The following is a 12,329-nucleotide window of genomic DNA, read 5'->3' as shown; positions in this document are numbered from 1 at the left end:
CACGGGAGGCGGTGCTGCCCTTGGCCTTGCTGTCTCGTCGTCAGTACTTGAGCCGGATGGATCGTTTCCAGCATGGACGTTCGGCGCGAACTTTAGGGCGTGAGGGGCTTGAGATCAACTAAAAATGTCGCGTTTTTGCACGCTTCCGTCGTGCGGTCCCGGACAGCTACTGATGTAACCGACCTGCATGACAGTGTGATGTTCCCTCGAATGATCGTTCCCACGCTCTGCGTGGGAATGCATCCGGAGACGCTCCGCGTCTCAAAGGGTGGACGCAGAGCGTCCCGGGCGGCATTCCCACGCAGAGCGTGGGAACGATCAATTTGAGGTGTTTCAAGGGGATTTGTGGTGCCCCATTCGCGGGCAAGCCTCGCTCCTGCAGGTTTTCGGTATGCCGTGATGTTGCGTACGACACCGCACCTGTAGGAGCGAGGCTTGCCCGCGAAGGCGTCAGATCAGGCGACCGCAGCCTCAGCCGGCGAAACAATGCTGGTCTTGCCGCCACGGGACTTGCCGGAGCTCAGGTACTCGGCAATCGACTCCTGGGTCACTTCTCCCAGGAACACCCGCTCGGCATCCATCACCGGCAACCACGAGCGGTTGAACTCGTACATGCGCGACAGCAGGATGCGCAAATGCTCGTCGAACGCGGCGGTGGCGTTGAACTCGCGCAGGTATTGCGCGCACGTACCGGCCTGACGGTGCAGGTCGCGACGTCGTACATAACCCAGCGCCTTGTTCTCGCCATCGGTGACCACCACATAACGACGGTCCAGTTCGTCCATCAGCTCCAGGGCCTCGGCCACCGGGGTTTCCGGGCTCACCGACGGCGCGTTGTCCGCCGCGTCTTCGGCTTTCACCAGCAACAGACGCTTGAGGGTGCTGTCCTGGCCGACGAAGTTGCTCACAAAGTCGTCCGCCGGGTGTGCCAGCAGGGTGTCCGGGTGGTCGATCTGCAACAGCTTGCCGGCGCGGAAGATCGCAATCTTGTCGCCCAGCTTGATCGCTTCGTCGATGTCGTGGCTGACCATGATCACGGTCTTGTTCAGCGCGCGCTGCATCTCGAAGAACTCGTTCTGAATCATCTCGCGGTTGATCGGGTCGACCGCGCCGAACGGCTCATCCATCAACAACAGCGGCGCATCCGCCGCCAGTGCCCGGATTACACCGATCCGCTGCTGCTGGCCGCCGGACAACTCACGCGGATAGCGATTCAGGTACTGCTTGGGTTCGAGCTTGATCATGCTCATCAACTCGCGGGCGCGGTCGTGGCATTTCTGTTTGTCCCAGCCCAGCAGGCGCGGAACGATGGTGATGTTTTCCTCGATGGTCATGTTCGGGAACAGACCGATCTGCTGGATCACATAACCGATGTTGCGACGCAGGGTCACGGCGTCGAGGTCGGTGGTGTCTTCGCCGTTGATCAGGATCTTGCCGGATGTCGGCTTGATCAGGCGGTTGATCATCTTCAGCGTGGTGCTTTTGCCGCAGCCCGATGGCCCGAGGAACACACAGATTTCGCCTTCATTGACGGTCAGGCTTACCGAGTCCACGGCTTTCACATCTTTGCCGTTGCTTTGGAAGGTCTTGCTGAGGTTTTGAAGTTCGATCATTTGAGCAGTCCTTTAGGAGTCAGCGTGCGTTGCAGCCATTGCAGAAGCAGGTCGGCGAAGATGGCCAGGAGACTGACCAGCACGGCGCCGACGATCAGCATCGACATGTCGCTGCGGCTGATTGAAGCGAGAATAAGTACACCGAGGCCACCGGCACCGATGGTCGCGGCGATGGTCATGACACCAATGTTCATGACCACGGCGGTGCGCACACCGGCGAGGATCACCGGCACGGCAATCGGCAGTTCAACCATGCGCAGGCGCTGGCCGAAGGTCATGCCGATGCCACGGGCGGCTTCGCGAATGCCCGGTTCGACGCCGGTCAGGGCGAGGTAGGTGTTACGCATGATCGGCAGCAGCGAGTACAGAAACACGGCTGTGATCGCCGGCATCGGGCCCAGGCCCTGGCCGAATTTGGAGTAGAACGGCAGCAACAGGCCGAACAGCGCAATCGACGGCACGGTCAGCAGCACCGTGGCGCTGGCTTGCAAGGGACCGGCGAGCGACGGGAAGCGCGTCATCACGATGCCCAGGGGCACGCCGACGAGGATCGCCAAGGTCACGGCGATGCCGACCAGGGTGATGTGCTGCCAGGTCAGGTGCAGGACCTGCGGCCAGTCGAGATGGGAAAAGGCGTTCAAAAATTCCATGTCTTCTCCTCCTCAGTTGATCGGATGCTGACGCAGGAAATCTGCGGCAACCGATGAAGGGCTTTCGTGATCGACATCGACCCGCGCATTCAGCGCACGCATGGTGGCGTCGTCGAACAGTTCAGCCAGTGGCTTGAGTTCTTCGGCAAGCTTCGGATGAGCGTCGAGGTAAACCTGACGCACCACCGGCGCGGCGGTGTAGTCCGGGAAGTAGTGCTTGTCGTCTTCGAGCAGTTTCAGCTTGAAGGCGTTCAAGCGACCGTCCGTGGTGTAGACCAGACCGGCAAACACCTGGCCATTACGCAGGGCGGTGTAGACCAGACCGGCATCCATCTGCCGGATGTTCTTGCGGGTCAGGTTCATGCCGTAGAGGTCGACCATGCCGTCCAGACCGTCGGAACGGTTGGCAAACTCGGTGTCCAGGGCCACGAGGTGATTGGTCTTCGCCTCAGCCTGCAGCACCGTGTTCAGCTCGCTGATGGTGTTGATCTGCGGATAGGCCTGCGCGGTTTTCTCCGGCAGGGCCAGGGCGTAGGTGTTGCTGAACTTCGACGGTGTCAGCCAGACCAGGCCTTTTTTCGCGTCGAGTTCTTTCACCTTGGCGTAGGACTGAGCGCTGTCGAGCTTGTCAGTGATGTGGTTATAAGCCACCAGCGACACGCCGGTGTATTCCCACATCAAATCCAGCTGGCCACTTTCGTGGGCGCTGCGGGCCAGGTTGCTGCCCAGACCGCCGGTCACCTGGGTGTCGTAACCCTTGGTGCGCAGGTATTGGGAGGTGATTTCCGCCAGCAGGGTTTGTTCGGTGAACACCCGGGCGCCGATGCGGATCACGGGTTTTTCAGCGGCTTGTGCAAATCCTGCAAACAGCAGGGCGCAGCCTATTAGAAAGCTTAATTTCTTCATAAAAATTCCTTTGCCGAGGCTTAAGACGGGCGTAGGCCGCGTTCGAGCCAGAGGCGGCTGGCGAGTGTCACCAGGCCGTCAAGCAGCAAGGCCAGCAGGGCGGTGCAAGCCGCGCCGAGCAGCAGTTGCGGCTGATTGTTCAGGGCGATGCCGGGGAAAATCAGGCTGCCCAGGCTGTTGGCGCCAATCAGGAATGCCAACGGTGCGGTACCGACGTTGATCGCCAGGGCCACACGCACGCCACCGATGATGATCGGTACCGCGTTCGGCAGTTCGACCCGCCACAGCACTTGCGTTGGCGTCATGCCGATGCCGACGGCCGCTTCTTTCAGCGAACCCTGGACGTTTTTCAGGCCTTCATAGGTGTTGCGCACGATCGGCAACAGCGAGGCGAGGAACAGGGCGAAGATCGCGGGGCCGCTGCCGAGCGATGCCCAGAATCCCCAGGGCGATGGCCAGTACGGCGAGAGGCGGCACGGTGTTGCCGATGTTGAAGATCTGCATGAAGCGTTCAGCGCGGCCCACCATGGTCGGGCGGCTGAGGAAGATACCGGCGGGGATGCCCACAACGAGGGCGGCCAGCATGGAAACAAGGACGAGAATCAAGTGAGCTTGCAGGTAAAACAACAAATCGTCGCGGTAATGTTCGATCGTGTTGATGCCAATCCAATGGACCAGCAGGGCCAGGAGTGCGACGACAACCGCACCTCCTATAAGCCCCTTGCCATAGCGAATCGCCACAGGCGGACTCCTTTTTTTTCTTGGTCGGCGAACGCAGTCCTTTGTGGCAATGCCATCACTGGCTGCCGGGATATCGACGTTCGCGAGAAGCAGCTCTTCATGCTGGTAAAACCGCATGAGATCGAGCCATAAGCGCAGCCTCGTCAGGCTAACTTGCTGATTTATCAGCCCCTGATACGAGTGCCGTAACAGGGGAGTGGACGTCTGCACCTTTTAAAAGGTTCCATAATTAGCTGCAATTAGCCACCCTTGATCTCCCAACGGTCCCGTTAATCGCCATGGGCGACTGGGCGAGCGGTGGTCCGTGACGCTCGGTTTGCGCTATACTCGCCGCCCTTTTTTGAATCACCTGCCAGGCGATTTCCCATGACCAAACAGGCCGCCGAAGTCGCGAAACGCCGCACTTTCGCCATTATTTCCCACCCCGATGCCGGTAAAACCACCATCACCGAGAAGCTCTTGCTGATGGGCAAGGCGATTGCGATTGCGGGCACGGTGAAATCACGTAAATCCGACCGCCATGCAACGTCCGACTGGATGGAAATGGAAAAGCAGCGTGGTATCTCGATTACCACGTCGGTCATGCAGTTCCCGTATCGCGACCACATGATCAACCTGCTCGATACCCCGGGCCACGAAGACTTCTCCGAAGATACTTACCGCACCCTGACGGCAGTGGACTCGGCGCTGATGGTCCTCGACGGCGGTAAAGGTGTTGAGCCTCGGACCATCGCGCTGATGGACGTCTGCCGTCTGCGGGACACGCCGATTGTCAGCTTCATCAACAAACTCGACCGTGACATCCGCGACCCGATCGAACTGCTCGACGAAATCGAAGCAGTCCTGAAGATCAAGGCTGCACCGATCACCTGGCCGATCGGTTGCTACCGCGACTTCAAGGGTGTCTATCACCTCGCCGACGACTACATCATCGTGTACACCGCCGGTCACGGCCACGAGCGCACCGATGTGAAAATCATCGAAAAGCTCGACTCCGACGAAGCCCGCGCGCACTTGGGCGACGAATACGATCGCTTCGTCGATCAACTGGAACTGGTGCAGGGCGCCTGTCACGAATTCAATCAACAGGAATTCCTCGACGGCCAACTGACACCGGTGTTCTTCGGGACTGCATTGGGCAACTTCGGTGTCGATCACGTGCTCGACGCCGTGGTCAACTGGGCGCCGAAACCCCTGGCCCGTGTCGCCAACGAGCGCACCGTGGAACCGGTTGAAGAGAAATTCGCCGGCTTCGTGTTCAAGATCCAGGCGAACATGGACCCCAAACACCGCGACCGCATCGCCTTCATGCGTATCTGCTCCGGCAAATACGAAAAAGGCATGAAGATGCGCCACGTGCGCACCGGCAAAGACGTGCGGATCGGCGACGCGCTGACCTTCTTCTCCTCCGAACGTGAGCAACTGGAAGAGGCTTTCGCCGGCGACATCATCGGTTTGCACAACCACGGCACCATCCAGATCGGCGACACATTCACCGAAGGCGAAGCCCTGAGCTTCACCGGCATCCCGCACTTCGCCCCGGAACTGTTCCGCCGCGTGCGCCTGCGCGATCCGCTGAAATCCAAGCAACTGCGCCAGGGCTTGCAGCAATTGGCCGAAGAAGGCGCGACCCAGGTGTTCTTCCCGGAGCGCAGCAACGACATCATCCTCGGCGCCGTCGGCGTGCTGCAGTTCGACGTGGTCGCCAGCCGCTTGAAAGAGGAATACAAGGTCGAGTGCTCCTACGAGCCGATCACCGTGTACTCCGCGCGCTGGATCGATTGCGACGATAAGAAGAAGATGGAAGAGTTCAAGGTCAAGGCCGTGGAAAACCTCGCCATCGACGGCGGCGGTCACCTGACCTACCTCGCGCCGACCCGGGTCAACCTGGCGCTGATGGAAGAGCGCTGGCCAGACGTGAAATTCCGCGCGACCCGTGAGCATCATTAAGGTCTGATGGCTGTACCCAAAACCCCGTTGCGAAAGCTGCGGGGTTTTTTATTACGCAAAGGAAAAATCCCCCCTATGTTGATCGTTCCCACGCTCTGCGTGGGAATGCAGCCCGGGACGCTCCGCGTCCCAATAGCGGACGCAGAGCGTCCATTGAGGCATTCCCACGCGGAGCGTAGGAACGATCAAAATATCGAGCTCTGAAATGATCGTTCCCACGCTCTGCGTGGGAATGCAGCCCGGGACGCTCCGCGTCCCAAGAGCGGACGCGGAGCGTCCATTGAGGCATTCCCACGCGGAGCGTAGGAACGATCAAAGTATCGAGCTCTGAAATTGCTGTTCGGCATAGTCCCTATTCCAAACCAATCTGCCCATTAACGGCAATTCCCGCCTTCCGTCAGCGTCCTATCTGGAGAACCCGGCCGATCGGAACTAGATTTCATTCAGCGCCACGGCACTCGGGTCATGCGCCGTCAGGCACTTATGCTGCATCTCAGAAAGGATGGAATCGGCTATGAGCATTTTTCAACGCATTGTGTTGCTGCTGAAGGTTTTGGTGATGCTGTCCGTCGGCATGTCGGCGGCGTGGGCGGATTGCCCGGCCCATGGTGAGCAGGCTTCAAGCGGGCAGGTGGTGCACACGGGCATGATGATCGCTGCGGACGACTCCGAGGGCGGTGATAAGGGGCAGGGTGGCAGCGCCGGTGATGACGACTCGACCACCGATGAGCCGGATACCGACGATGACGAAGAAGGCGACAGCCAGACCTAAACCGCAGGCAAAAGAAAACCCCTTCCACCGGACTGATGCGCAATCCAGGTAGAAGGGGTTTGGTCAACTCATCAAAAGCGCGCCCCGTTGAAAGAGGCGCGTTTTTTTATGCCGCGCCGTCGAGGAACTGCTCGGCGTAGTGGCAAGCCACCTGGCGACTGTCGAGCAGGCGCAGGGCCGGCTCTTCGGTGCTGCAGCGCTCGGTGGCGTACGGGCAGCGCTTGTGGAAAGCGCAGCCGGACGGCGGGTTCAGCGGGTTGGGCAGTTCGCCGACGATCTTGATCTTCGGCTTGTTCGGGTCCGGGTGAATGGTCGGGGTGGCCGACAGCAACGCCTGGGTGTACGGGTGCAGCGGACGCTCGTAGATGTCGTTCTTCGGGCCCATTTCCACCGGGCGACCGAGGTACATCACCATCACGTCATCGGCCACGTGCTGGACGACGGCCAGGTTGTGAGAGATGAACACGTAGGCGGTGTTGAACTCTTGCTGCAAATCCATGAACAGGTTCAGCACCTGGGCCTGGATCGACACGTCCAGCGCCGAGGTCGGTTCGTCCGCCACCAGCACTTTCGGTTGCAGCATCATCGCGCGAGCCAGGGCGATCCGCTGGCGCTGACCGCCGGAGAACATGTGCGGATAACGCTGGTAGTGCTCAGGACGCAAGCCCACCTGCTTCATCATCGCCTGGACTTTTTCGCGACGTTCGGCGGCGGAGAGGTTGGTGTTGATCAGCAGCGGTTCGCCGAGTTGGTCACCGACTTTCTGCCGTGGATTCAACGAGGCGTACGGGCTCTGGAACACCATCTGCACGTCTTTGCGCAGTTGCTTGCGTTGCGCCTTGTCGGCGCCGGTCACTTCTTGTCCGGCGATTTTCAAGGAACCGGAGGACGGCTCCTCGATCAGCGTCAGGGCACGGGCCAGGGTGGATTTGCCGCAACCCGATTCGCCCACGACCGCGAGGGTCTTGCCGGCTTCCAGTTCAAACGACACACCGTTCAGGGCGCGCACGGTCGCATGGCCCTTGAACAGGCCACGGGACACTTCGTAGTGACGGGTCAGGTCGCGGGCGGTAAGTACGACGGCCATTACGCCACCTCCTGATTCAGCGGGTAGAAGCAGCGGGCGAGGCTGTTGCTTTTCGGGTCAAGGCCAGGACGTTGCTGGCGGCAGGAATCCTGCACGTACGGGCAACGCGGCGACAGCAGGCAACCCTGCGGACGGTCATAACGACCGGGAACGATACCCGGCAGCGTGGCCAGGCGCGTGGCGCCGAGGCTGTGTTCCGGAATCGCCTTGAGCAGCGCTTCGCTGTACGGGTGCGCCGGAATGTCGAACAGTTGTGGCACCTGACCGACTTCTACCGCTTGGCCGGCGTACATCACGCACACGCGCTGAGCGGTTTCGGCTACGACCGCGAGGTCGTGAGTGATCAGCACCAGGCCCATGTTCTGCTCTTTCTGCAGGGCCAGCAGCAGGTCCATGATCTGGGCCTGAATGGTCACGTCCAACGCGGTGGTCGGTTCGTCGGCGATCAGCAATTTCGGTTCGCCGGCAATCGCCATGGCGATCGCGACACGCTGGCTCATACCGCCGGACAGTTGATGCGGGTAGGCCTCCATGCGGCTGGCGGCGCCCGGGATTTCCACTTTTTCCAGCAGCTCGATGGCACGCTTGCGCGCTTGCTTGCCGGACATTTTCAGGTGCAGGCGCAGCACTTCTTCGATCTGGAAGCCGACGGTGTAGCTCGGGTTCAGCGCGGTCATCGGGTCCTGGAACACCATGGCCAGGTCTTTGCCGACAATCTGCCGACGCTGACGGTTGCTGAGCTTGAGCATGTTCTTGCCGTCGAAATTCAGGGCGTCGGCGGTGACGATCCCTGGGTGTTCGATCAGGCCCATCAGCGCCATCATGGTCACGGATTTACCGGAACCCGACTCGCCAACGATGGCCAGGACTTCGCCCTTGTCCACAGTAATGTCGAGCCCGTCGACCACCGGAACGGCGTTTTTGTCGCCAAAGCGAACGTTGAGATTCTTGATTTCTAACAGTGACATTTGAATCTCCTCAGGCGGCGTTCTTGAGTTTCGGGTCCAGCGCATCGCGCAGACCGTCGCCCATCAAGTTGATTGCCAGCACGCTGAGCAAAATGGTCAGACCAGGCAGGCTTACCACCCACCAGGCGCGTTCGATGTAGTCGCGAGCCGAAGCCAGCATGGTGCCCCACTCAGGGGTTGGCGGTTGTACGCCAAGGCCCAGGAAGCCCAGGGCGGCGGCATCGAGAATCGCCGAGGAGAAGCTCAAGGTCGCTTGTACGATCAGCGGCGCCATGCAGTTGGGCAGCACGGTGACGAACATCAGGCGTGGCAGGCCGGCACCGGCGAGGCGCGCGGCGGTCACGTAGTCGCGGTTCAGTTCGCCCATCACCGCGGCGCGGGTTAGACGGACATAGGACGGCAACGAAACCACGGCGATGGCAATGATGGTGTTGATCAGGCCAGGGCCGAGGATGGCGACAATCGCCACGGCCAGCAGCAGGGACGGCAGGGCCAGCATGATGTCCATCAGGCGCATGATGGTTGGACCAAGCACCTTCGGGAAGAACCCGGCGAACAGACCCAGCAGGATCCCCGGAATCAGCGACATCACCACCGACGACAAGCCGATCAGCAGGGACAGGCGCGAACCGTTGATCAGACGCGACAGCAGGTCGCGACCCAGTTCATCGGTGCCGAGCAGGAACTGGATTTGCCCGCCTTCCAGCCAGGACGGCGGGGTCAGCAGGAAGTCACGGTATTGCTCGCTCGGGTTATGTGGGGCAACCCACGGCGCGAAGATCGCGCAGAAAATCACCAGCAGCATGAACAGCAGGCCGGCAACGGCGCCTTTGTTCTTGGAGAAGGCTTGCCAGAATTCTTTGTACGGAGACGGGTACAGCAGGCTTTGATCGACTGCTGCCGCTGGAATTTGAGTGGTCATGGTCATGAGGTTCTCAGCGCTGGTGACGAATGCGTGGGTTGGCAAAGCCGTAGAGGATGTCCACTACGAAGTTGACCAGAATCACCAGGCAGGCGATTAACAGGATGCCGTTCTGCACCACGGGATAGTCCCGTGCGCCAATGGCTTCGATCAGCCATTTGCCGATGCCGGGCCAGGAGAAAATGGTTTCGGTCAGGACCGCACCCGCCAACAGCGTGCCGACTTGCAGGCCGACCACGGTCAGTACCGGGATCAGCGCGTTGCGCAGGCCGTGCACGAACACTACGCGCGCCGGCGACAGGCCTTTGGCACGGGCGGTACGGATGTAGTCTTCACGCAGCACTTCGAGCATCGACGAACGGGTCATCCGCGCGATAACGGCCAGCGGGATGGTGCCAAGCACGATGGCCGGCAGGATCAGGTGATGCAGGGCATCGAAGAACGCACCGACGTCATCGGCCAGCAAGGTGTCGATGAGCATGAAACCGGTGCGCGGCTCGATGTCGTACAGCAGGTCGATCCGCCCGGACACCGGGGTCCAGCCCAGGGACACCGAGAAGAACATGATCAGGATCAGGCCCCACCAGAAGATCGGCATCGAATATCCCGCCAGGGAGATGCCCATCACCCCATGGTCGAACAGGGATCCTCGCTTGAGTGCCGCGATCACCCCGGCCAGAAGGCCCAGGATGCCGGCGAACAACAGCGCGGCCATGGACAGTTCCAGGGTCGCAGGGAATAGAGAGCTGAACTCGGTCCAGACGCTTTCACGGGTACGCAGGGATTCGCCAAGGTCGCCGTGGGCCAACTTGCCGATGTAATCCAGGTATTGGGCATACAGGGGTTTGTTCAGACCAAGGCGTTCCATTGCCTGGGCGTGCATTTCGGGGTCGACCCGACGTTCGCCCATCATTACTTCCACGGGGTCGCCCGGAATCATGCGAATCAACGCGAAAGTCAGCAGGGTGATGCCGAAAAACGTGGGGATCAACAACCCCAGTCGGCGGGCAATAAAACTAAACATCTTGTGTGCTACCTCATCAGCCGGTTAGGCGTGCCCGGTGTTTCTGGGATCAGAGACACCGGGCGTTTTCTTATTTACTTCACCTGAGTGGTGGCGAAGTTATTCGTGGTGAGGGGGCTAATGTGGTAGCCCTCTACGTTGTTGCGCATTGCGGTAAACATACGGGTGTGGGCCATGCTGATCCACGGTTGGTCCTGGTTAAAGACCACCTGGGCTTGTTCGTACAGCTTGGCGCGTTCGGCCGGATCTACTTTAGCGCGGGCTTCGTCGATCAGCGCCTGGAATTTCTCGCTGCACCAGCGCGCGTAGTTTTCGCCGTTTTTGGCTGCCTCGCAACTGAGCATAGGCGTCAGGAAGTTATCCGGGTCGCCGTTGTCGCCCGCCCATCCGGCGGAAACCATGTCGTGCTCGCCGTTTTTGGCGCGCTTGAGCATTTCGCCCCATTCCATGACGCGAATGTCGATCTTGATCCCGACCTTGGCCAGGTCAGCCTGCATCATCTGCGCGCCGAGCATCGGGTTCGGGTTGGTCGGACCACCGCCGTTACGGGTGAACAGGGTAAACGTGGTGCCTTCCGGTACGCCGGCTTCCTTGAGCAGGGCGCGCGCCTTGTCGAGGTCACGTGGCGGGTTCTTCAGGTCGTGGTTGTAACCCAGCAAGGTGTCCGGGTACGGGTTGACCGCGACCGTCGCATTGCCTTTGCCAAACAGCGCATTGACGTAAGCGGCCTTGTCGAACGCGATGTCGATGGCTTTGCGCACCCGCACGTCGCTCATGTACTTGTGGGTGGTGTTCATGGCGATGTACGACACGGTCATCGCGTTCAGTTCATCGACTTTCAGGTTGGTGTCTTTCTTGATGCTCGGGATGTCATCCGGTTTCGGATACAGCGCGATCTGGCACTCGTTGGCCTTGAGCTTTTGCAGGCGCACGTTGTTGTCGGTGGCGATGGCCAGGATCAGCGCTTCTGCCGGTGGCTTGCCACGGAAGTACTCCGGGTTGGCCTTGAAGCGGACTTGAGCGTCCTTGGCGTAACGCTGGAAGATGAACGGGCCGGTGCCCACTGGCTTGTTGTTAAGATCGCCGGTCTTGTTGGCCTTGAGCAACTGGTCAGCGTACTCGGCGGAGTAGATCGAAGAGAAGGCCATGGCAATGTCGGCCAGGAACGGCGCTTCGCGACGGGTCAGCGTGAACTTGACCGTGTTGTCGTCGACTTTCTCGACGCTTTTGAGCAGTTCCTTGAAGCCCATGCTTTCAAAGTACGGGAAGCCCACGCTCGACAGTTTGTGCCACGGGTGATTCGGGTCCAGCTGACGCTGGAAGCTCCAGACCACGTCGTCGGCGTTCATGTCGCGGGTCGGCTTGAAGTATTCGGTGGTGTGGAACTTGACGCCTTTGCGCAGGTGGAACGTGTAGCTCAGACCGTCTTCGCTGATGTCCCAGGAATCGGCCAGTGCCGGAACCACTTCGGTGGTGCCGGGCTTGAAGTCCGCCAGGCGATTGAAGATGGTTTCGGCCACCGCATCGGCTGTGACTGCAGTCGTGTACTGGACCATGTCGAAGCCTTCCGGACTGGCTTCGGTGCAGACCACCAAGGGTTTGGCCGAGACGCCAACAGCGACACTCAGCAACGCGGCAGCGATGGCCGCACGTAGGGGAAGCATTTTCATCAAGAACCCTCTGCAATCGGTTGAAC

Annotated in this window: 10 protein-coding genes and 1 pseudogene; 2 read left to right on the top strand and 9 right to left on the bottom strand. The window is 60.3% G+C overall.

The features are described 5' to 3' along the window. Positions 1 to 455 precede the first annotated feature (455 nt). The 4 genes and pseudogenes from ACZ89E_RS18285 to ACZ89E_RS18270 form a co-directional block, all read right to left on the bottom strand. The gene (locus ACZ89E_RS18285; protein WP_149657621.1) at positions 456 to 1,613 is read right to left on the bottom strand and encodes an osmoprotectant ABC transporter ATP-binding protein OsmV; all 1,158 of its coding nucleotides are present in this window, start codon (positions 1,611 to 1,613) and stop codon (positions 456 to 458) included. After that, positions 1,610 to 2,263 carry an ABC transporter permease gene (locus ACZ89E_RS18280; protein ID WP_149657620.1) on the bottom strand — a complete coding sequence of 218 codons (654 nt, stop codon included), beginning with the start codon at positions 2,261 to 2,263 and terminating at the stop codon, positions 1,610 to 1,612. The genes ACZ89E_RS18285 and ACZ89E_RS18280 overlap by 4 nt, the downstream gene beginning before the upstream one ends. A 12-nt stretch (positions 2,264 to 2,275) precedes the next feature. Then, entirely contained in the window at positions 2,276 to 3,169 is an 894-nt protein-coding gene (locus ACZ89E_RS18275; protein ID WP_476256179.1) for a glycine betaine ABC transporter substrate-binding protein, read from the bottom strand. Positions 3,170 to 3,189: 20 nt separating this feature from the next. Beyond that, positions 3,190 to 3,910, bottom strand: a pseudogene (locus ACZ89E_RS18270) (ABC transporter permease). A 366-nt stretch (positions 3,911 to 4,276) separates the two neighbouring features. On the opposite strand from ACZ89E_RS18270, the gene ACZ89E_RS18265 reads away from it, so the two are divergent. Next, positions 4,277 to 5,860 carry a peptide chain release factor 3 gene (locus ACZ89E_RS18265; protein WP_149657618.1) on the top strand — a complete coding sequence of 528 codons (1,584 nt, stop codon included), beginning with the start codon at positions 4,277 to 4,279 and terminating at the stop codon, positions 5,858 to 5,860. Positions 5,861 to 6,374: 514 nt separating this feature from the next. Beyond that, positions 6,375 to 6,632 (top strand): hypothetical protein, encoded by a 258-nt coding sequence (locus ACZ89E_RS18260; protein WP_149657617.1) that lies wholly within the window; start codon positions 6,375 to 6,377, stop codon positions 6,630 to 6,632. A gap of 106 nt (positions 6,633 to 6,738) precedes the next feature. On the opposite strand, the gene ACZ89E_RS18255 is transcribed toward ACZ89E_RS18260, so the two are convergent. The 5 genes from ACZ89E_RS18255 to ACZ89E_RS18235 form a co-directional block, all read right to left on the bottom strand. Beyond that, entirely contained in the window at positions 6,739 to 7,719 is a 981-nt protein-coding gene (locus tag ACZ89E_RS18255; protein ID WP_046045819.1) for a peptide ABC transporter ATP-binding protein, read from the bottom strand. Further along, complete coding sequence (locus tag ACZ89E_RS18250; protein ID WP_123598728.1) at positions 7,719 to 8,687, bottom strand: ABC transporter ATP-binding protein; 969 nt, start codon at positions 8,685 to 8,687, stop codon at positions 7,719 to 7,721. Before ACZ89E_RS18250 ends, ACZ89E_RS18255 begins: the two co-directional genes overlap by 1 nt. A gap of 10 nt (positions 8,688 to 8,697) precedes the next feature. Continuing rightward, entirely contained in the window at positions 8,698 to 9,609 is a 912-nt protein-coding gene (locus ACZ89E_RS18245) for an ABC transporter permease subunit (protein ID WP_149657744.1), read from the bottom strand. A 13-nt stretch (positions 9,610 to 9,622) separates the two neighbouring features. Then, positions 9,623 to 10,633 (bottom strand): ABC transporter permease subunit, encoded by a 1,011-nt coding sequence (locus tag ACZ89E_RS18240; RefSeq protein WP_054049982.1) that lies wholly within the window; start codon positions 10,631 to 10,633, stop codon positions 9,623 to 9,625. Between the two features lie 74 nt (positions 10,634 to 10,707). Beyond that, positions 10,708 to 12,303: an ABC transporter substrate-binding protein gene (locus ACZ89E_RS18235; protein ID WP_149657615.1), complete on the bottom strand. Its 1,596-nt coding sequence runs from the start codon at positions 12,301 to 12,303 to the stop codon at positions 10,708 to 10,710. Positions 12,304 to 12,329: the final 26 nt, after the last annotated feature.

Source organism: Pseudomonas sp. TE3899, from assembly GCF_056279105.1.
Note: the sequence above shows the minus strand (reverse complement) of the source record. Positions and strands in the feature narration are given on the sequence as shown.